Consider the following 18,116-nt stretch of genomic DNA (forward strand, 5'->3'; position numbering starts at 1 on the left):
GCATCCACCAACAGCCGCGGAAACCTGTCGAAGGCGGGGGGCTGTGGGTTTGCGGGGTGTGAGCCGCATGGATGCGGCGACCAAGCCCCCATGGACGGGTTCACGGCGTCCCCGCAAACCCACAGCGCCCCGCCTCCCCTCAGGAAGCCCGCTTTTGACGTTGACGTTGCTTCGGCTTCGGCGGGTGCAGGGCGCAGCCCTGCAAACAAACCCCACCCTCAGTATCGAGGCCGGCCTTCTTCCAGCACCTGGCGCAGGAACGGCACGGTGATCCGCCGCTTCGCCGCCAGTGACTCGCGGTCCAGCCAGTCCAGCAGCGTGATCAATCCACCCAGCTCGCGCCCGGTGTGCGACAGCAGCCACTCGATGGCCGCCTCGTCGATCGCCAGCCCACGCCGCAGTGCACGCTCACGCAGCACCGCCGCGCGACCTTCCTCATCCAACGGCTGCAGCAGCACGCGCACGCACTGGCCCAGGCGCGAACGCAGGTCGGGCAGTACCAGGCCCAGCTCTTCCGGCGCCTTCTGCGCCGTGTACAACACGGTAACGCCCGCAGCGCGCGCACGGTTGTGGAAATCGAACAGCGCGATCTCGTCCTCGCGGTTGCCGGCAACCTCGTCCAGGCCATCCAGCGCCACCAGTTCGCGCACCTCCAGCCCATCCAGCGCCGCGCGCACGCGACCGGCGGCGCTGGCCAGCGGCACGTAGGTCGGCAGGCGGCCGGCCTGCTCGGCGCTGGAACACATCGCCAGCGCCTGATGGGTCTTGCCGGTGCCCGCCGCCCCTTCCAGGTAGACCCAGTCGTGGCTGGCGCCCACCGCGATCGCGCGCAGCTGCGCCAGCGCGCCGTCCGGCGCGCCGATGAAGGTCTCCAGGCGCTGGTCCCGCGGGTAATGCAGGGCCAGCGGCAGTTGCGGCACACCCATCACTTCAGGTCGGGGCCCTTGTCATTCGGAATGATGATATGGGGGGCATCGACCACGCCATCAAGCACGATCGCAGGCTTCTCGCCCACGTACAGCTCGCTCTGGCGATAACGCTGGTGCGCATAGCGCAGCAGCACGTTGGTCACCGCCGCCACCGGCAGCGCCAGCAGCATGCCGAGGAAGCCGAACAGCTGGCCGCCGGCCATCACCGCGAAGATCACCGCCACCGGGTGCAGGCCGATCTTGTCGCCGACGATGCGCGGGGTCAGCACGTAGCTTTCCAGCAGCTGGCCCACGGTGAAGACCACGCCGACCAGGATCAGCAGCTTCAGGTCGAAGCCCTGCGCCTGCACCAGTGCGGCGATGATCGCCATCAGGATGCCGGTGGTCGCGCCCAGGTAAGGGATGAAGCTGATGAGGCCGGCAATCAGGCCGATCAGCAGGCCCAGCTTCAGGCCAACCAGCGACAGGCCACCGGCATAGATCACGCCCAGCGCCAGCATCACCAGGAACTGGCCGCGGATGAACGCGCCCAGCACCTCGTTGGATTCGCGCGCCAGCGCGCTGATGGTGCCGATCTGGTTGCGCGGAATCACCGACGCGACCCGCTCGACCAGCTTGTCCCAGTCACGCAGGAAGTAGAACGCCAGGATCGGCAGCAGCAGGATGTTGACCACCCAGGTCACCATCGCGAAGCCCGAGCGCGAGACGTAGCCCATGAATGTGGTGGCGAAGCCGCCGGCCTGCTGCCAGTGGCTGCGCACCCATTCGATCAGGCGGTCCGGGTCCAGCCACTGCATCACTTCCAGGCCGGTCTTCTGCTCGAACCAGGGAATGCCCTTTTCCATCAACCACGCCTGTGCCTGCGGCGCGACCGCGATCAGGGTGGTGATCTGGCGCTCGATCATCGGCACCAGCACCAGCAGCAGCGCCACGATCACCAGCACCATCGCCGCGAACACCAGCACCACGCCGGTCATGCGCGAGCGGCCGGTAGCCTCGATGCGGTCCACCAGCGGATCGCCCAGCCAGGCCAGCGCCAGCGCCAGCACGAAGGGAGTCAGGATCGGCGCCAGCAGCCACACCACCCAGCCGACCAGGCCGGCGAACAGGATGTACTTCAGGCGGCGCAGGAACTGCGCGATTTCCGCTTCCGGGGTCAGAGTCATCGCAGGCGGTACTCGTTGCTGACCGGGGCGGCCACCGGAGTACCGGTGGTGTCATCGATCGGCGTCGGCAGGGCCGGCAGCGGTGCGCTCGGCGCCAGCACACCGTTGTCGCCCAGCATGCGGTTGAAGCCGGCCAGGCCGGTGGTCATCTCCAGGCTCAGCTCCAGCTGGCCGGCCGAGGCGTGCAGCGGGGTGACGTTGCGCACCACCGGCACCTCGCGCAGGCCGGCAGCCAGGCGCAGGTAGTCATCGGCACTGTTGATGCCGGTGACCACTACACGGTAGGTGCCGGCCTGGCCGACGGCGGCGCCCGCCTTGGCATAGCGCTTGACCAGCGCATCGGCGGCACCATCGGCACCGGCGGCCATCGCACGCATGGCGTTGGCGTCCTTGCTGGTCCACTTGTTCAGCTCACGGCCGTTGTCGACGAACACCCAGTCCGCCTGCCAGCCACCGTTGGCGCGGTAGAGCTTGCCGATCAGCTGCATCGGCGGCGAGTAGCGCGAAGAGGCGCGGGCCACGGCGGCGCTGTCCTGACGCCAGATGGCACCGGCCAGTGCCTGTTCGGCGGCACCACCGCTGGGCAGGCCCAGCTTGTAGCCGCGCTCGATGGCGCGGTTCAGCAACGGGCGGGCGGCGTTGGCCTGCTGCACGCTGACCAGGCGCGGACCACTGCCGTCGTCGACGGCCAGCCACAGCACCGGCTTCGGGCGCGGCTGCGGCCACAGCGGCAGGCCCAGCGCCGACACCAGCGAATCGACATCGTCCTCGCGGAAGCGGGCCACCAGCAGGGTACGGAAGCTGGGGGCGCCACTGGCGCTCACGCTCTGGTCCTGCTTGTAGTCGTAGCTGGCCACGTAATCCTTGGCATTGCGCAGCGCCTGCGCCACGCCAGGGCGCGACATCACGCTGCGATCGCCGGACAATTTGCCCAGTACAACGCTCAAGGCGCGGGCCAGGGCGCCGTTGCGGTCGGCTTCGGCTTGGCTGTTGACGGGCACTTCGGCCTCGTACGCGCCAGTGGCGGTGGCAACATCACCCTCGGTGCGCAGGCCGCTCTGGGCCATCGTGGCCACCGGCAGGCTCAGCGCAAGGAGCAGGGTCAGAATCAGGCTGCGGCGCATCAGGACATCCATTGGCTCGACGTATCCGGGGGAATTGTTGCCCGAATACGGCCTTTGCGCCAATGCGGCCTGTTAAAATCGCCCGTTCAACCCCTGCCAGCGCCGACGCCCGTGACCAACACCCCGTCTTCCGCCCCCTCCCCCCTCACCTACCGTGACGCGGGTGTCGACATCGACGCCGGCAATGAGCTGGTCGAGCGGATCAAGCCCCTGGTCAAGCGCAGCTTCCGCCCGGAAGTGATGGGTGGCCTGGGTGGCTTCGGCGCCCTGTTCGACCTGTCCAACAAGTACCGCGAGCCGGTGCTGGTGTCCGGTACCGACGGCGTGGGCACCAAGCTGAAGCTGGCCCACCAGCTGAACCGCCACGATACGATCGGCATCGACCTGGTCGCCATGTGCGTGAACGACGTGCTGGTGCAGGGTGCCGAACCGCTGTTCTTCCTGGACTACTTCGCTACCGGCAAGCTGGACATCGACACCGCCGCGGCGGTCGTGGGCGGCATCGCCAACGGCTGCACCGAGGCCGGCTGCGCGCTGATCGGCGGCGAAACCGCTGAAATGCCCGACATGTATGCCCCGGGCGAGTACGACCTGGCCGGCTTCACGGTCGCTGCGGTCGAGAAGAGCGAGCTGAAGGACGGCGCCAGCGTGGCCGCCGGCGACGTGCTGATCGGCATCGCCTCGTCCGGCCCGCACTCCAACGGTTACTCACTGGTGCGCCGCATCTACGACCGCGCCGGTCGCCCGGCCGATCTGGAGCTGGAAGGCGGCGTGAAGCTGGTCGATGCGCTGATGGCGCCGACCCGCCTGTACGTCAAGCCGATCCTGTCGCTGCTGAAGTCGCACGGCGAGGCCATCCACGGCATGGCCCACATCACCGGTGGCGGCCTGACCGAGAACATCATCCGTGTGGTGCCCGAAGGTCTGGGCCTGGACATCCAGGCCTCGTCGTGGACCCTGCCGCCGGTGTTCCAGTGGCTGCAGAAGGAAGGCGCGGTGGCCGACAGTGAAATGTGGCGCACCTTCAACTGCGGCATCGGCTTCGTGCTGATCGTGGCGCCGGACCAGGTGGCTGCAGTGTCCGACGCGGTCAAGGCGCAGGGCCTGGAGCACTGGACCATCGGCCAGGTGGTCACCGCCGAAGGCGCCGAGCGCGTCCACATCGGCTGATCCCGGCAACCCAGGAGCCCGCATGGACGCAACGCCCCCCTTGTCGCCCGCCCCCGTGCCGCCGCCGCTGGCGACGGTACCGGTGTTCAGCGCGCAGGATGCCGATCACCTGCGCATGCTGGCCATCGCGCACTACGTGGTCGGCGCCCTGATCGCGCTGTTCTCGCTGATCTTCATCATCCACATCGTGCTGGGCATCACCGCGCTCACCGGCAACCTGCCGATGAATTCCGGCGGCCAGCCGTCATCGCCGGCCGAGGAACGCCTGTTCGGCTGGATGTTCACCATCGTCGGCTGCGTCATCGTGTTCGGTGGCGTGACCCTGGGCGCGTTCGTGGCCTACGCCGGCCGCTGCCTGACCCGTCGCCGCCGCTACCTGCTGTGCCTGATCGTGGCCGGCTTGGCCTGCCTGTTCACGCCGATCGGCACCGCACTGGGGGTGTTCAGCCTGATCACCCTGCTGCGCCCGCAGGTCAAGGCCGCCTTCGACCTTCCCGCCACGACCGCATGACTGCCTCTGGCAATCCGCCGCCGCTGCCGCATCAGACCCTGGCGCAGCTGCAGCTGACCAGCCATCTGCAGACGCTGAAAGTGCTGTTCTACGCGTTGGCCGGCTTCCATTGGGTCGCCACAGTGGCGTTCCTCGGCCTCAGCGGCTGGGTGGCCCAGTCACGCGGGCTGGACGATGCCTGGATGCTGACCACGGTCTATGCGTCGATCGCCGGGCTGGCCGCCGTTCTGGGGTTCGTGCAGCTGCACACCGCGCGCCAACTGTCACATCGCGCCGGGCTGGCCTGGTGCCAGCGCGCAGCCTGGCTGGGCGTACTGGCAGGCCCGCTGGGCATGGCCTTGGCCGCCTATGCCTGGGTGTTCCTGTCCAAGCCTGAAATGGCCGCGCTGTTCGACCGCGGCGACCACCTCAGTGTCTGAACCTGCCGGCAGACGCCCCGTCCTGTCCTGATCGATTTCCCATGTCCGCGCCTGCCCTCCCGACGTCCACTTCGCCCACCACCCACCGCTTCTCGGGGCCCAAGAAGCTGGCCTTTGCCACCGTACTGGCGGTGTTCGCCATCAGCTGGGTCCACCCGCTGTGGCCTACCGAACAGGCCCTGCACAGCACCCTGACCGTGATCGGGCTGGCCGCGCTGCTGTGGGTCGACCGTCGCGGCGGCTGGCTGGGCAACGGCGCCTTCATCGCCATCTGTGGCTTCATCGCGCTGCACTGCGTGGCGGCGCGCTGGCTGTATTCCAACGTGCCCTACGACGCTTGGGCGCAGGCGCTGACCGGCTGGTCGCCGAACGCGGCCTTCGGCTGGCAGCGCAATCACTTCGACCGCCTCATCCACTTCCTGTTCGGCGTCTGCTTCACTCCCGCGCTGCTGCAGCTGGCGCGCCATGCGTGGCCCGCGCTGCGCCTGGGCCAGGCCTTCACTCTGGCAGTGATGACGGTGATGTGCGCCAGCCTGGTCTACGAATGGTTCGAATGGGCCATCGCGCTGGCGCTGTCGCCGGATGCTGCCGAAGCCTACAACGGCCAGCAGGGTGACATGTGGGATGCGCATGCCGACATGCTGATGGCGACCATCGGCAGCCTGCTGACGTGGCCACTGATCCGCCGGAGTTCCCTGCAATGACCGCCCCAACCCGCATCGCCGTGCTCGCCTCGGGCCGCGGCAGCAACCTGCAGGCCATCCTCGACGCGATCGGCAGCGGCCGCCTGCCGGCCGAGGTGGTCGGCGTGTTTTCCGACCGCCCCGCCGCGGAGGCCCTGCAGCGCGTCGCACCGAACCTGCGCTGGGCACACGCACCGAAGTCCTTCAGTGACCGCGCCAGCTACGAGCAGGCACTGGGCGATGCGCTTGCCGCAGTACAGCCGGACTGGATCGTCTGTGCAGGCTACATGCGCATCCTCGGCGCGGCCTTCGTACAGCGCTTCGATGGCCGGCTGGTCAATATCCATCCGTCGCTGCTACCGCTGCACAAGGGCCTGGACACCCATGCCCGGGCGCTGCAGGCCGGCGATGCCGAGCACGGCGCCAGCGTGCACCTGGTGGTGCCGGAGCTGGATGCCGGAGCCGTGCTGGCGCAGGTACGTGTACCGGTGCAGCCAGGTGATGACGCGCACAGCCTGGCCGAGCGCGTGCTGGCGGTGGAGCATCCGCTGCTGATCGCCACCCTGCAGCTGTTGTGCGAGGGCCGCCTGGCTGAACGGGAGGGTCAGCCCTGGCTGGACGGTCACCCCCTGTTTAGCCCCTTGGCCCTAGATTCCGCCGGAAACCTGAACCGGTAACGCCCTTGCACACGCCCTGCTGACTGCGGGGCTGGCATCCTGCCCCCTCCTGCGGTCCCTGTCCTCCATGAAGACCACGACCCTGCTGTCCACTTCATTGCTGCTGTCGCTTGCCGTGTTCCCCGGCGTGGGCTGGGGACAGGCACCGGCGCCCGCAACCCCGCCGGCACCGGTGCCCGCAGCGCAGCCGCCTGCCGAGGCGCCGGTCGTAACGATGCCACCGGCACTGGCCTGGGAGCCACCGCCGCTGCAGCCGTTCAGCGCCACCTACCAGGCCTTCTACAAGGGCAAGGAAGCGGGCGATGCCAGCATGCAGGTCACCCACACCGGCGGCAGCCAGTGGCGGGTCGACATGCAGGTGGTCGGCCGCCGCGGCTTTGCCAGCGTGCTGGGCCTGAACATCGAACAGAGCACGGTGTTCGAGGAGCGCAGCGGCGTGTATGCGCCGCTCAGCCAGAGCACGGTGCGCAAGGGCCTGTTCCTGGGCAAGAAGGCGGTCGGTACCTACAACTGGCAGGCCGGCACCGCGCAATGGACCGGTGACGTCAAGAAGGAACGCGCGCAGCCGATCCCGCTGCAGGCGGGCGACCAGAGCGCGCTGCTGATCAATCTGGCGATCATGCGCGATGCCCGCCCGGGCGCCGCCATGCACTACCGCTACGTGGACATGGGCAAGGTCCGCGAACACGACTACCAGGCCGCGCCGCAGACCGAGAACGTCGAGGTCGGCGACCTGTCCTACAACGCGCTGCGGGTCTACCGGACCAACGGCGGCAGAAACGAAACCATTCTCTGGATCGCCAACGGTGTCCCCACCCCGGTGCGCATCCTGCAACGCGAAGACGGCGAAGATCGCGTCGATCTGCGCCTGATCGAATACCAAGGAGTCTGAGCATGAACACCCTGACCCGCCCCCTCACCTGGATCGCAGCCGCTGCCCTGACCGTGGCCAGCCTGCCGGCCATGGCCCTGGAACCGTTCAAGGCGGATTACCTGGCCAGCTACATGGGCATGCAGGCCAACGGCACCATGACCCTGGCCAGCGAAGGCAGCAACAAGTGGCGCTACAGCCTGCAGGTGAAGAACCAGCTGGCCGACCTCAGCCAGAGCACGGTGTTCGAGGAAGTCCGTGGCCAGCTGCGCCCGCTCAGCAGCCAGGACCGTTCGGCGCTGCTGGTGAAGAAGCGCAACGTGCAGGCCAACTACAACTGGACCAGCAACCAGGCCACCTGGACCGGCGACATCAAGCCGGACCGTGCGGGCCCCATCGCGCTGAAGGCGGGCGACATGGACGCGCTGCTGATCAACCTGGCGATCGCCCGTGACCTGGCCGCCGGCAAGCCGCTGACCTATCGCATGGTCGACGAAGGCCGCATCAAGAACATGACGTACCGCGTGATCGGCAAGGAGTCGATCACCGTGGGCGGCAAGAGCTACGAGGCCACCAAGGTCTCGCGTGCCGACGGCAACAAGGAACTGATCGCGTGGATCGTGCCGGAGTTTCCGGTGCCGGCGCGCATGCTGCAGCGTGAGAGCGGCCGCGATGCGCTGGACCTGACCATCAAGGCGATGAACTGACCGGAGATCCACGTCATCCACGCATGGCGCGGATGGGTGTATCCCAAAAAGAAACGCCCGCTTTCGCGGGCGTTTTCTTATTTCTTCGCTTCGGCCGGTTTGTCTTCGGCCGCCTTGAACTCGGTGCGGCAGTCCACGCGGATCTGCTCGCCGGTGCTGCGCCAGACGAAAGTGCGGCAATGGCGGTTGCCGTCCTGGCTGTCGTTCACCGCAACCGCATAGAACGACTCGATGATCTCGTCACGCGTGACCGTACCGTCGCCGTTCCAGTCCATGTCCTTCTGCTCGATGCCCCGGGTGATGGCGATGTTGGCGTACCAGGCATAGCCCAGCCACGCCAGCACGATCAGCACCAGCGCAAGCAGCGCCTTGCGACGCGGGCTGAATTTCCCGCGCAGGATCATGGCACGCGCCGGATGGTGGCGCCGAGCGAAGACAGCTTCTCTTCGATGTTCTCGTAGCCACGATCAAGGTGGTAGATGCGGTCGATGGTGGTGTCGCCGCTGGCCATCAGGCCGGCCAGGATCAGCGACGCCGACGCACGCAGGTCGGTCGCCATCACCGGTGCACCGCTCAGGTGCTCGCTGCCACGCACGATGGCGGTATGCCCTTCGACCTGGATGTCCGCACCCAGGCGCAGCAGTTCGTTGACGTGCATGAAACGGTTCTCGAAGATCGTTTCGTTGATCACGCCCACGCCGTCGGCCACGCAGTTGAGCGCCATGAACTGCGCCTGCATGTCGGTCGGGAATGCCGGGTACGGCGCGGTGGTCAGGTTGACCGCCTTCGGCCGCTTGCCCTGCATGTCCAGGGTGATGGTGTCGTCGGTGGTCTCGATCTTCGCACCGGCCTCGACCAGCTTGGACAGCACCGCGTCCATGGTGTTCGGGCGCGCACGGTTGACCGTGACCTTGCCACCGGTCATCGCTGCGGCGACCAGGAAGGTGCCGGTCTCGATGCGGTCGGGCAGCACTTCATGGCGGCCACCGGACAGGCGCTCGACGCCTTCGATCACCAGGCGGGCGGTGCCCAGGCCTTCGATCTTCGCGCCCAGCGCGATCAGGCAGTGCGCCAGATCGGTCACTTCCGGTTCCATCGCGCAGTTGTCGAGGATGGTGGTGCCTTCAGCCAGCACCGCACCCATCAGCACGTTCTCGGTGCCGGTGACGCTGACCATGTCGAAGGTGAAATGGCCGCCCTTCAGGCGCTTGGCGGTGGCCTTGATGAAGCCGTTCTCGACCACGATCTCGGCACCCAGCGCCTGCAGGCCCTTGATGTGCTGGTCGACCGGACGCGAACCGATCGCGCAGCCGCCGGGCAGCGACACTTCGGCCGCGCCGAAGCGGGCCAGCAGCGGGCCCAGCACCAGGATCGAAGCGCGCATGGTCTTGACCAGCTCGTAGGGTGCCACGTGCTGGTTGACCGAGCGCGGGTCGACCACGATCGCGCTGCCGCGCGACAGCGTGCCCTGGTCGATGGTGACCTTGGCGCCCAGTTCGCCCAGCAGCTTCACCGTGGTGACCACGTCGTGCAGGTGCGGCACGTTGGTGATCTCCACCGGCGCATCGGCCAGCAGGGTCGCGCAGAGAATGGGGAGGACGGCGTTCTTGGCGCCGGAGATGCTCACTTCACCGTGCAGCGCAGCGCCGCCGGTCACAACGATCTTGGCCATGTATTCGGGATCTTCTGCGGTTCAGCCGGCTTCGGCCGGGGTCACGGTTTTCAGCGCCAGCGCGTGGATCGCGCCGCCCATCAGGTCGCCCAGCGTGGCATACACCATGCGGTGGCGGGCCAGCGGCATCTTGCCGGCGAAGGCCTCGCAGACCACGGTCGCTTCGAAATGCACGCCATCGTCGCCCTGCACGTCGGCGCGGGCGCCAGGCAGGCCGGTTTCGATCAGATTGCGGATGGTGTCGGCGTCCAACGGGCTTTCCTAATAAAATGTGCGTCCATTCTACTTCCGCTGCGTGGCGTCCGCATGGCCGAATCCCTGTTGCCCCCCCGTTCCGTCGACCCTGCCGGCCTGGTCGCCAGCGGCCGCCGCGTCTTCGAGATCGAGCGGCAGGCGCTGGATGCCGTGGCCGACCGCCTTGGCGAGGCCTTCCAGCAGGCCTGCCAGGCGATCCTGGCCAGCCACGGGCGGGTGGTCGCCACCGGCATGGGCAAATCCGGGCATATCGCCCGCAAGATCGCCGCCACCCTGGCGTCCACCGGTACGCCGGCGTTCTACGTGCATCCCGGTGAAGCCGGCCACGGCGACCTGGGCATGATCACCGAAGACGACGTGGTGCTGGCCCTGTCCTATTCGGGCGAGTCCGACGAGGTGCTGATGCTGCTGCCGGTACTCAAGCGCCAGGGCAACGTGCTGATTTCCATGACCGGCCGCCCGCAGTCCAGCCTCGCCACCGCCGCCGACATCCATCTGGATGTGAGTGTGCCGGCCGAGGCCTGCCCGCTGGCGCTGGCGCCGACCTCCAGTACCACCGCCTCGCTGGCGATGGGCGATGCGCTGGCTGTGGCCCTGCTCGACGCACGCGGCTTCACCGCCGATGACTTCGCCCGCTCGCACCCGGCCGGCAGCCTCGGCCGCCGCCTGTTGCTGCACATCACCGACGTGATGCACACCGGCGAGGACCTGCCCAGCGTGGGCGCCGACGCCAGCCTCAGCGAAGCGCTGATGGAAATGAGCCGCAAACGGTTGGGCATGACCGCCGTGGTCGATGCCGACGGCGTGCTGATCGGCCTGTTCACCGACGGTGACCTGCGCCGTGCGCTGGACAGCGCGCTGGACGTGCGCACCGCAAAGATCGCCGATGTGATGACCCGCAACCCGCGCACCATCGGTGCTGACCAGCTCGCGGTCGAGGCGGCCCGGCAGATGGAAACCCAGAAAATCAATGGCCTGATCGTGGTCGATGGCCAGGGCCGCGCGGTCGGCGCCCTGAACATTCATGACCTGTTGCGGGCCCGGGTGGTTTAACCGACAGTCCATCAACCCCATTCAGTCTGTAACGCCGCACCTGCCCCCAACGAGCCTGCCGCCCTGATGCCCTGGTCCCCCCTGCCCGCCTTCCCCGCCCACCTGCATGCCGCCGCGGCCCGTATCCGCCTGGCCTGCTTCGACGTGGACGGCACCCTCACCGACGGTCGGCTGTACTACGACAAGGACGGCAACGAGAGCAAGGCGTACTTCGTGCAGGATGGCCTGGGCCTGAAACTGCTGCAGCAGCACGGTATCCACCCCGTGCTGATCACCGCGCGCAACAGCCAGTCCGCGCTCAAGCGCGGCGCCGACCTCGGCGTCGACACCCAGATCGCCGTGGGCGACAAGCTGGCCAGCGTGCAGGCGTTGTGCGCGCAGCACGGCATCGGCCTGGAACAGGTGGCGTTCATGGGCGATGACCTGCCCGATCTGGCGCCACTGGGTGCGGTCGGCCTGGCGGTGGCCCCGGCCAACGCCCATCCGTGGATCGCCGAGCGCGTGCACTGGCAGACCTGTGCCGAGGGCGGGCTGGGCGCCGCACGTGAACTGTGCGACATCCTGCTGGCCGCCCAGGGCCACGTGGACGCCGTGCTGGCGAGGTTCGGCGCATGAACCTGCCCACCCTGAACTGGCGCACCGTGCTCGGCATCGGCCTGCTGCTGGCCGCCCTGCTGAGCAGTTGGGCGGCGCTGCGCAACCGTGACAAGGGCCCGGCCAGTGGCGGCCAGGAAGTCGGCGTGGATTACATCCTGCATGACTTCCAGATCGTCGCCCTGGATGAGCACGGCAAGGAATCGACTACCCTGCGTGCGCCGCTGCTGGAGCGCCAGCGCGGTGACCAGACCATCAACATCGCCACGCCGCTGTTCGAGATGCCGGACAAGGATGGCAAGCACTGGACCCTGCGTGCCGAGACCGGCTGGCTCAGTGCCAAGGGCGACGAGATGAAGCTGCGCGGCAATGTTGCCGGCGACAGCCCGGCCGGCCCGGGCACGGTGCCGACCACCTTCCGCACCGATCATCTGGACGTGTTCCCGAAGGAAAACCGCGCCCGCACCGACGCCCTGGTGACCATGACCCGCCCGGGCATGGAACAGTCCGGCGTCGGCTTCGAAGTGGATTCGAAGAACAACACGTATCATTTCCTCAGCCAGTCCAAGGGCCGCTACACGCCCAAGCACTGATTCCGCCGCCAGCCTGCGACGTCTCCGGACAGGCGCAGGGCCGGCAGCCCCATCCGCCCGCCCCCGGCCCGCCCGGGCGGCCTCCACCGGTAGAACGGACCCCGATGAAGATTCCCTTTGCCGCCGTACTCGCGCTCGGTCTTCTTGTCCCCAGCGCCGCCTTCGCCAAGTCCACCGACCGCAACGAAGACATGCACATCGATTCCGGCGCCCAGTCGGGCATGCTCACCGGCGACGGCAAGACCGTGCTGTCGCAGGGCGTGATCATCACCCAGGGCACGCTGGACCTGCGCTCGTCCGAGGCCGAGATCTACCTCAAGGACGGCGAGGCCGTGCGCGTGGTGTTCACCGGCAAGCAGGCCAAGATGAAGCAGCAGCTCGATGACGGCACCTGGATGGACGCGCTGGCTGATCGCATCGATTACGACATCAAGACCGAGATCATCACCCTGACCGGCAACTACAAGGTCACCAGCGCCCGCGGCACCAATGCCGGCCAGCGCATGGTCTACAACACCCGCACCGGCGAGATGAACTCCGGTGGTGACGGCAGCCGCGTGCGCACCGTCATCCCGCCGAAGAACAAGACCCCGGCCGCGCCTGCGGCACAGCCCAAGGCCACCACGCCGGCGCAGCCGGCCGGGAGCAGGAAGTAATGCTCGTCGCCAAGGGCCTGCGCAAGAAGTACAAGCAGCGCGAAGTCGTCAAGGACTTCGGGTTGACCCTCGACGCCGGTGAAGTGGTCGGCCTGCTCGGCCCCAACGGCGCCGGCAAGACCACCTGCTTCTACATGATCGTCGGCCTGGTTGCGGCTGACGCTGGCAGCATCGTGCTCGATGGCAAAGACATCACCGGCGATCCGATGTATACCCGCGCCAAGCAGGGCGTGGGCTATCTGCCGCAGGAACCCTCGGTGTTCCGCAAGCTGACCGTGGCCGACAACATCCGCCTGGTGCTGGAACTGCGCGAGGACCTCGATTCGAAGGGCCGCGAGCGCGAATTGAACAGCCTGCTCGACGAACTGCAGCTGGGCCATGTCGCCGACCAGCTCGGCGCCAGCCTGTCCGGTGGCGAACGCCGCCGCTGCGAGATCGCCCGCGCCCTGGCCGCGCAGCCGCGCCTGATCCTGCTCGACGAACCGTTCGCCGGTGTCGACCCGATTTCGGTCGGCGAGATCCAGCGCATCGTCACCCATCTCAAGCAGCGTGGCATCGGCGTGTTGATCACCGACCACAACGTGCGCGAGACCTTGGGTATCTGCGACCGCGCGTATATCCTCGCTGAGGGCAGCGTGCTGGCCCAGGGTTCGCCGGAAGCGATCCTGGACAACGCCGATGTACGTCGCGTCTACCTCGGGGATTCCTTCAAGCTGTGAGTGCAGTCGCCGGGTCCCTTTCCTTCCTTTCGGCACAGGCATGAAGACTCGGCTGCAGACATCGTTGGGACAGCAACTGGTGCTCACGCCCCAGTTGCAGCAGGCGATCAAGCTGCTGCAGATGTCCACCACCGAGCTGGAGCTGGAAATCGCGCAGGCGGTGGAAAGCAATCCACTGCTGGACTGGGCCGACAGCAGTGACAGCAGCAGTACCGCCAACGAAGCCGGCGATGGCAACGACAGTGACGCCGCCGCAGAACGCACCGATGCCGGTGACGACTGGGCACCGGCCGAACTGGACTGGAGCGCGGCCGGCAGCGGTGGCAGCTTCGACGATGACGACGACAACGGCAGCGCTGCCGAGCGCGTAGCCGAAACCGAAACACTGGCCGACCATCTGCTGTGGCAGCTGCATCTGTCGCATCTGTCCTCGCGTGATCGCAGCATCGGCGCGGCACTGATCGATGCATTGGACGACGACGGGTACCTGCGCGAGCCGCTGGCCACCATCGCTGAAACCCTGTTGCCGGCGATCCACGCCGACGAGGACGAGATCCTCGCCGTGCTGCATCGCATCCAGCGCTTCGATCCGGTGGGTGTGGCTGCACGCACGCTGGGCGAATGCCTGCTGCTGCAGCTGGATGTGCTGGCCGGCGACACGCCCGCCCTGATCCTGGCGCGGCAGATTGCCGCAGGCCCCTTGGAACGGTTGCCGCGCAGCGGCGTCGCCGGGTTTGCCCATGAGTTGAAGCAGCCGCTGGACGAGGTCGAGGCTGCCGTGGCGCTGCTGCGCTCGCTGGACCCGCGCCCGGGCACGCAGATCGCACCGCTGTCGCAGGACACCTATGTGGTGCCGGACGTGGTGGTGTGGCGGCAGAACGGCGTGTGGCGCGCGGCGCTGGCCGCGCATGCCGGGCCGAAGGTGGTGATCCACCGCGGCTACGAACAGCTGATCCGACGCTGTGGCGACGCCGATGCCGGCTACCTGCGTGCCCAGCTGCAGGAAGCGCGCTGGCTGCTGAAAGGGCTGCAGCAGCGTGGCGAAACCCTGCTGCGCGTCGTGCGCAGCCTGATCCTGCAGCAGGCCGGCTTCCTTGAATTCGGTGAGCAGGCGCTGCGTCCACTGACCCTGCGCGAGATCGCCGCCGAGCTCGGCCTGCACGAATCCACGGTCTCGCGCGCGATCGCCCGCAAGCACGTGCGTACCCCGCGAGGCACCCTGCCGCTGCGCGCCTTCTTTGCCTCCGGCATTGATACCGAGGGCGGTGGCGAGGCGTCCAGCACCGCCATCCAGGCGATGATCCGGCGCCTGATCGACGACGAGAACCCGCGCAAGCCGCTTTCTGACGCCAAGCTGGCTGACCTGCTCAAATCATCGGGAATTCCAGTAGCGCGGCGCACCGTGGCGAAGTATCGTGAAGCCATGAACATTTCCGCCTCGCACGAAAGGGTCAGAATCGCTTGACGCGCCGCCGCGCCCGGCGGAGAGGTTCATTGGCACATCCGAACACAGGAGAAACCCGATGCGCATCGAAACGTTTGGCAAAGATGTCGAAGTCACCCCGGCCCTGCAGTCCTATGTAGAGGAGAAGCTGGCCCGGATCGGCAAACACTTCGACCAGCACTGCGAAGCGCGGGTGACCCTCAAGCTGCAGAAGACCGAACACCACGTCGACGCCAGCCTCAACATTCCCGGCCAGACCCTGCACGCCGAGGCCAATGCCCAGACCATGTATGCCGCGATCGACCTGCTTGCGGACAAGCTTGACCGCCTGGTGATCAAGCACAAGGAGAAAAAACAGCAGCACGCGCCGCTGCCGGTGGGCGACAATGGTGGCTGATCGCCACCGTTCCCCGCAGACATGCCCCTGACTGACCTCCTGGCGGCCGTGCAGACCCAGCTCTGCACGGCCACCGACCGCGACAGCGTCCTGCAGGCCGCCGCCGGGTTGCTGGCCTGCCGCCAGGCCAACGCCGAACAGATCTATCTGAGCCTGTGCCAGCGCGAAGCGCTGGGCAGCACCGTGATCGGTCACGGCATCGCCATTCCCCACGGCCGCGCGCCAACCCTGGACCGCCCCCGCGGCGCCCTGCTGCGGTTGGCCACCCCGGTCGACTTCGGCGGCGACGAGCCGGTGGACCTGGTGTTCGCCATGGCCGTCCCCGCCCACTACACCCACCAGCACCTGATGCTGCTGTCCGAGCTGGCCGAGCTGTTCTCCGCGCCGGACATCCGCCAGGCCCTGCGCGAAGCGGGCGATGCCCGGGCCCTGCGCGAGGCGCTGGACATGACCCCACCTGCGAGCGCCGCATGAATACCAGCATCACCGCCCGTGAACTGTTCGAACAGCAGCGCGAGCGGCTGGGGCTGCGCTGGGCTGCCGGCAAGTCCGGCGAGAAGCGCGAGCTGGAGGCCGGCAACACGGTCTCGCGGCGCCCCTCGCTGGCCGGCTACCTCAACGCCATCTATCCCAACAAGGTGCAGATCCTGGGCACCGAGGAACTGTCCTGGCTGGATGCGCTGGAACCGCGCCAGCGTTGGGAGACCATCGAAAAGATCATGCAGTCGCACCCGCTGGCGCTGGTGCTGACCCGCAACCAGGCGTGCCCGGAAGACCTGCGTGCCGCCGCGGATGAATCCGGCACGCCGCTGTGGCTGTCGCCCAAGCGCGGCCACGAACTGCTCAACCACCTGTCCTACCACCTGGCGCGTACGCTGGCGCCGCGGGTGATCCTGCATGGCGTGTTCATGGAGATCTACTCGATCGGCGTGCTGATCACCGGCGAGGCCGGATCGGGCAAGAGCGAGCTGGCGCTGGAACTGCTCAGCCGTGGCCATCGCCTGGTCGCCGACGATGCCCCCGAATTCACCCAGATCGCGCCCGACGTACTCGACGGCACCTGCCCCGAGCTGCTGCAGGACCTGCTGGAAGTGCGCGGCCTGGGCGTACTGAACGTGCGCGAGATGTTCGGCGACACAGCTGTAAAGAAGAACAAGTACCTTCGGCTGATCGTCCACCTGACCAAGCCGATGACCGAACCCACCCCGCATGGCTACGAGCGCCTGACCGGCGACTCGGGCACCCGCCATGTGCTGGACCTGGATGTTCCGCTGATCACCCTGCCGGTGATGCCTGGCCGTAACCTGGCCGTGCTGACCGAAGCCGCCACCCGCCTGCATATCCTGCGTACCAAGGGCATCGACCCGGCGGCGATGTTCATCGCCCGCCACAGCAACCTGCTGGAACGGCGAACGCCCTGATTCCCCTGCCCTTCGAAGAGCCTGTCCATGAGCACCGCAACCCCCTCCGCCCCGACCCTGATCATCGTCAGCGGCCTGTCCGGCTCGGGTAAATCCGTCGCCCTGAAGACCTTCGAGGACCAGGACTACTACTGCTCGGACAACCTGCCGATCCACCTGCTGCCTGACTTCGTGCGCAGCCTGCTGGCCAACCACGACGGCAGCGCGCCGCGCCGGCTGGCGGTGGGCATCGACGTGCGCGGCCAGGCCGACCTGAGCCAGCTGGGCGACTGGCGGCAGCTGGCCACCGACGCCGGCGTGGAAGTGAAGGTGCTGTTCTTCGAGGCCAGCGATGAAACGGTGCTCAAGCGCTATGCCGACACCCGCCGTCGCCATCCGCTGAGCCAGCTGGGCCTGTCGCTGCCCGAAGCGATCGCCCGCGAGCGCGAGCTGACCGCACCGCTGCGCCGCGAGGCCGATGCGGTGATCGATACCAGCAACCTCAACGTGCATCAGCTGCGGCGGCGGATCATCACCGAGTTCACGATGGACCATGCCACCGGCCTGTCGCTGCTGTTCGAATCGTTTGCCTACAAGCGCGGCGTGCCGGCCGAAGCGGACTTCGTGTTCGACGCGCGGGTGCTGCCCAATCCACACTGGGACCCGGACCTGCGCGCGCTCAGCGGCCGTGAGCCTGGCGTGCGTGACTACCTGGAAGCGCAGCCGGACGTGCAGCGCTACCTGGCCCAGCTGATGGATTTCCTCGATACCTGGCTGCCGAAGCTGGGGGATGGCACCCGCAGCTACGTGACCGTGGCGTTCGGCTGCACCGGTGGCAAGCACCGGTCGGTGTTCCTGGCCGAGCGCCTGGCCCGGCATGCCCGCGAGATGGGCTGGGAAGACGTGGCGACGTACCACCGCGAACAGGATTGAGGGGGTCGGCCGGGCTGCGCCCGGCACCCGCCGGTAGTGCCGGCCGCTGGCCGGCAACAGCAACAGCAAAAGCAAAAGCGGCATTCCGTGGGATGGCGGGGCGATGTGGGCAGGCAGGACACGCCGTGAACCCCTCCCTGGGG

At 67.7% G+C, this 18,116-nt stretch carries 23 protein-coding genes; 17 read left to right on the forward strand and 6 right to left on the reverse strand.

All coding sequences use genetic code 11. The features are described from left to right. Positions 1–218: 218 nt before the first annotated feature. From hda to ACTJJM_RS03610, 3 genes are read right to left on the reverse strand one after another with little or no spacing between them, the layout of a single operon-like run. Entirely contained in the window at positions 219–926 is a 708-nt protein-coding gene (gene hda, locus ACTJJM_RS03600) for a DnaA regulatory inactivator Hda (RefSeq protein ID WP_010483615.1), read from the reverse strand. Then, positions 926–2,095: an AI-2E family transporter gene (locus ACTJJM_RS03605; protein ID WP_010483616.1), complete on the reverse strand. Its 1,170-nt coding sequence runs from the start codon at positions 2,093–2,095 to the stop codon at positions 926–928. The genes hda and ACTJJM_RS03605 overlap by 1 nt, the downstream gene beginning before the upstream one ends. After that, positions 2,092–3,231, reverse strand: a complete 1,140-nt coding sequence (locus ACTJJM_RS03610; RefSeq protein WP_019336864.1) for a DUF2066 domain-containing protein — start codon at positions 3,229–3,231, stop codon at positions 2,092–2,094. Before ACTJJM_RS03610 ends, ACTJJM_RS03605 begins: the two co-directional genes overlap by 4 nt. A gap of 99 nt (positions 3,232–3,330) precedes the next feature. Between ACTJJM_RS03610 and purM the strand changes: the two genes are divergently transcribed. The 7 genes from purM (at position 3,331) to ACTJJM_RS03645 (ending at position 8,257) form a co-directional block, all read left to right on the forward strand. Continuing rightward, positions 3,331–4,389 (forward strand): phosphoribosylformylglycinamidine cyclo-ligase, encoded by a 1,059-nt coding sequence (purM, locus tag ACTJJM_RS03615; RefSeq protein WP_010483620.1) that lies wholly within the window; start codon positions 3,331–3,333, stop codon positions 4,387–4,389. A gap of 22 nt (positions 4,390–4,411) precedes the next feature. Next, positions 4,412–4,900 (forward strand): hypothetical protein, encoded by a 489-nt coding sequence (locus ACTJJM_RS03620; protein WP_019336866.1) that lies wholly within the window; start codon positions 4,412–4,414, stop codon positions 4,898–4,900. Beyond that, positions 4,897–5,319, forward strand: a complete 423-nt coding sequence (locus ACTJJM_RS03625; RefSeq protein ID WP_217015325.1) for a hypothetical protein — start codon at positions 4,897–4,899, stop codon at positions 5,317–5,319. Before ACTJJM_RS03620 ends, ACTJJM_RS03625 begins: the two co-directional genes overlap by 4 nt. Positions 5,320–5,360: 41 nt before the next feature. Next, the gene (locus ACTJJM_RS03630) at positions 5,361–6,023 is read left to right on the forward strand and encodes a DUF2238 domain-containing protein (protein WP_241872640.1); all 663 of its coding nucleotides are present in this window, start codon (positions 5,361–5,363) and stop codon (positions 6,021–6,023) included. Further along, entirely contained in the window at positions 6,020–6,679 is a 660-nt protein-coding gene (purN, locus tag ACTJJM_RS03635; RefSeq protein WP_019336868.1) for a phosphoribosylglycinamide formyltransferase, read from the forward strand. The genes ACTJJM_RS03630 and purN overlap by 4 nt, the downstream gene beginning before the upstream one ends. A 67-nt stretch (positions 6,680–6,746) precedes the next feature. Beyond that, a complete protein-coding gene (locus tag ACTJJM_RS03640; RefSeq protein WP_440865156.1) occupies positions 6,747–7,571 on the forward strand; it encodes a DUF3108 domain-containing protein in 825 nt (274 codons plus the stop codon). A 2-nt stretch (positions 7,572–7,573) separates the two neighbouring features. Then, positions 7,574–8,257 carry a DUF3108 domain-containing protein gene (locus ACTJJM_RS03645; RefSeq protein ID WP_010483632.1) on the forward strand — a complete coding sequence of 228 codons (684 nt, stop codon included), beginning with the start codon at positions 7,574–7,576 and terminating at the stop codon, positions 8,255–8,257. A gap of 77 nt (positions 8,258–8,334) precedes the next feature. Here the strand turns inward: ACTJJM_RS03645 and ACTJJM_RS03650 are convergent, their stop codons facing one another. From ACTJJM_RS03650 to ACTJJM_RS03660, 3 genes are read right to left on the reverse strand one after another with little or no spacing between them, the layout of a single operon-like run. After that, the gene (locus ACTJJM_RS03650; protein WP_049455550.1) at positions 8,335–8,661 is read right to left on the reverse strand and encodes a hypothetical protein; all 327 of its coding nucleotides are present in this window, start codon (positions 8,659–8,661) and stop codon (positions 8,335–8,337) included. Beyond that, on the reverse strand, positions 8,658–9,929 hold the full coding sequence (gene murA / locus ACTJJM_RS03655; protein WP_010483637.1) for a UDP-N-acetylglucosamine 1-carboxyvinyltransferase: 1,272 nt from the start codon (positions 9,927–9,929) through the stop codon (positions 8,658–8,660). Before murA ends, ACTJJM_RS03650 begins: the two co-directional genes overlap by 4 nt. A 21-nt stretch (positions 9,930–9,950) precedes the next feature. Further along, positions 9,951–10,181 (reverse strand): BolA family protein, encoded by a 231-nt coding sequence (locus ACTJJM_RS03660; protein ID WP_005408396.1) that lies wholly within the window; start codon positions 10,179–10,181, stop codon positions 9,951–9,953. 54 nt (positions 10,182–10,235) lie between these two features. Between ACTJJM_RS03660 and ACTJJM_RS03665 the strand changes: the two genes are divergently transcribed. The 10 genes from ACTJJM_RS03665 (at position 10,236) to rapZ (ending at position 17,973) form a co-directional block, all read left to right on the forward strand. Then, positions 10,236–11,237: a KpsF/GutQ family sugar-phosphate isomerase gene (locus tag ACTJJM_RS03665; RefSeq protein WP_010483640.1), complete on the forward strand. Its 1,002-nt coding sequence runs from the start codon at positions 10,236–10,238 to the stop codon at positions 11,235–11,237. A 66-nt stretch (positions 11,238–11,303) separates the two neighbouring features. Continuing rightward, positions 11,304–11,852 carry a KdsC family phosphatase gene (locus ACTJJM_RS03670; protein ID WP_440865157.1) on the forward strand — a complete coding sequence of 183 codons (549 nt, stop codon included), beginning with the start codon at positions 11,304–11,306 and terminating at the stop codon, positions 11,850–11,852. Then, positions 11,849–12,424, forward strand: coding sequence for an LPS export ABC transporter periplasmic protein LptC (gene lptC, locus ACTJJM_RS03675; protein ID WP_010483644.1), 576 nt, complete (start codon positions 11,849–11,851; stop codon positions 12,422–12,424). Before ACTJJM_RS03670 ends, lptC begins: the two co-directional genes overlap by 4 nt. A 104-nt stretch (positions 12,425–12,528) precedes the next feature. After that, the gene (gene lptA, locus ACTJJM_RS03680; RefSeq protein WP_005408392.1) at positions 12,529–13,080 is read left to right on the forward strand and encodes a lipopolysaccharide transport periplasmic protein LptA; all 552 of its coding nucleotides are present in this window, start codon (positions 12,529–12,531) and stop codon (positions 13,078–13,080) included. Then, positions 13,080–13,799, forward strand: coding sequence for an LPS export ABC transporter ATP-binding protein (gene lptB / locus ACTJJM_RS03685; RefSeq protein ID WP_010483646.1), 720 nt, complete (start codon positions 13,080–13,082; stop codon positions 13,797–13,799). Before lptA ends, lptB begins: the two co-directional genes overlap by 1 nt. 40 nt (positions 13,800–13,839) lie before the next feature. Continuing rightward, on the forward strand, positions 13,840–15,264 hold the full coding sequence (locus ACTJJM_RS03690; protein ID WP_440865158.1) for an RNA polymerase factor sigma-54: 1,425 nt from the start codon (positions 13,840–13,842) through the stop codon (positions 15,262–15,264). A 58-nt stretch (positions 15,265–15,322) separates the two neighbouring features. Next, complete coding sequence (gene hpf, locus ACTJJM_RS03695; protein ID WP_004147311.1) at positions 15,323–15,640, forward strand: ribosome hibernation-promoting factor, HPF/YfiA family; 318 nt, start codon at positions 15,323–15,325, stop codon at positions 15,638–15,640. A gap of 21 nt (positions 15,641–15,661) precedes the next feature. After that, complete coding sequence (locus tag ACTJJM_RS03700; protein ID WP_440865159.1) at positions 15,662–16,114, forward strand: PTS sugar transporter subunit IIA; 453 nt, start codon at positions 15,662–15,664, stop codon at positions 16,112–16,114. Further along, positions 16,111–17,061: an HPr(Ser) kinase/phosphatase gene (hprK, locus tag ACTJJM_RS03705; protein WP_005408388.1), complete on the forward strand. Its 951-nt coding sequence runs from the start codon at positions 16,111–16,113 to the stop codon at positions 17,059–17,061. The genes ACTJJM_RS03700 and hprK overlap by 4 nt, the downstream gene beginning before the upstream one ends. A 27-nt stretch (positions 17,062–17,088) precedes the next feature. Further along, the gene (gene rapZ / locus ACTJJM_RS03710) at positions 17,089–17,973 is read left to right on the forward strand and encodes an RNase adapter RapZ (protein WP_010483655.1); all 885 of its coding nucleotides are present in this window, start codon (positions 17,089–17,091) and stop codon (positions 17,971–17,973) included. Positions 17,974–18,116: the final 143 nt, after the last annotated feature.

The organism is Stenotrophomonas sp. 22692, assembly GCF_052045015.1.
In the GTDB taxonomy this organism is placed as follows: domain Bacteria; phylum Pseudomonadota; class Gammaproteobacteria; order Xanthomonadales; family Xanthomonadaceae; genus Stenotrophomonas; species Stenotrophomonas geniculata.

Bases quoted from the DNA above. Each gene is read 5' to 3' on its own strand.
- hda (WP_010483615.1), bottom strand. From the start codon at position 926: ATGGGTGTGCCGCAACTGCCGCTGGCCCTGCATTACCCGCGGGACCAG.
- ACTJJM_RS03605 (WP_010483616.1), bottom strand. From the start codon at position 2,095: ATGACTCTGACCCCGGAAGCGGAAATCGCGCAGTTCCTGCGCCGCCTG.
- ACTJJM_RS03610 (WP_019336864.1), bottom strand. From the start codon at position 3,231: ATGGATGTCCTGATGCGCCGCAGCCTGATTCTGACCCTGCTCCTTGCG.
- ACTJJM_RS03620 (WP_019336866.1), top strand. From the start codon at position 4,412: ATGGACGCAACGCCCCCCTTGTCGCCCGCCCCCGTGCCGCCGCCGCTG.
- ACTJJM_RS03625 (WP_217015325.1), top strand. From the start codon at position 4,897: ATGACTGCCTCTGGCAATCCGCCGCCGCTGCCGCATCAGACCCTGGCG.
- ACTJJM_RS03630 (WP_241872640.1), top strand. From the start codon at position 5,361: ATGTCCGCGCCTGCCCTCCCGACGTCCACTTCGCCCACCACCCACCGC.
- purN (WP_019336868.1), top strand. From the start codon at position 6,020: ATGACCGCCCCAACCCGCATCGCCGTGCTCGCCTCGGGCCGCGGCAGC.
- ACTJJM_RS03640 (WP_440865156.1), top strand. From the start codon at position 6,747: ATGAAGACCACGACCCTGCTGTCCACTTCATTGCTGCTGTCGCTTGCC.
- ACTJJM_RS03645 (WP_010483632.1), top strand. From the start codon at position 7,574: ATGAACACCCTGACCCGCCCCCTCACCTGGATCGCAGCCGCTGCCCTG.
- ACTJJM_RS03650 (WP_049455550.1), bottom strand. From the start codon at position 8,661: ATGATCCTGCGCGGGAAATTCAGCCCGCGTCGCAAGGCGCTGCTTGCG.
- murA (WP_010483637.1), bottom strand. From the start codon at position 9,929: ATGGCCAAGATCGTTGTGACCGGCGGCGCTGCGCTGCACGGTGAAGTG.
- ACTJJM_RS03665 (WP_010483640.1), top strand. From the start codon at position 10,236: ATGGCCGAATCCCTGTTGCCCCCCCGTTCCGTCGACCCTGCCGGCCTG.
- ACTJJM_RS03670 (WP_440865157.1), top strand. From the start codon at position 11,304: ATGCCCTGGTCCCCCCTGCCCGCCTTCCCCGCCCACCTGCATGCCGCC.
- lptC (WP_010483644.1), top strand. From the start codon at position 11,849: ATGAACCTGCCCACCCTGAACTGGCGCACCGTGCTCGGCATCGGCCTG.
- lptA (WP_005408392.1), top strand. From the start codon at position 12,529: ATGAAGATTCCCTTTGCCGCCGTACTCGCGCTCGGTCTTCTTGTCCCC.
- lptB (WP_010483646.1), top strand. From the start codon at position 13,080: ATGCTCGTCGCCAAGGGCCTGCGCAAGAAGTACAAGCAGCGCGAAGTC.
- ACTJJM_RS03690 (WP_440865158.1), top strand. From the start codon at position 13,840: ATGAAGACTCGGCTGCAGACATCGTTGGGACAGCAACTGGTGCTCACG.
- hpf (WP_004147311.1), top strand. From the start codon at position 15,323: ATGCGCATCGAAACGTTTGGCAAAGATGTCGAAGTCACCCCGGCCCTG.
- ACTJJM_RS03700 (WP_440865159.1), top strand. From the start codon at position 15,662: ATGCCCCTGACTGACCTCCTGGCGGCCGTGCAGACCCAGCTCTGCACG.
- hprK (WP_005408388.1), top strand. From the start codon at position 16,111: ATGAATACCAGCATCACCGCCCGTGAACTGTTCGAACAGCAGCGCGAG.
- rapZ (WP_010483655.1), top strand. From the start codon at position 17,089: ATGAGCACCGCAACCCCCTCCGCCCCGACCCTGATCATCGTCAGCGGC.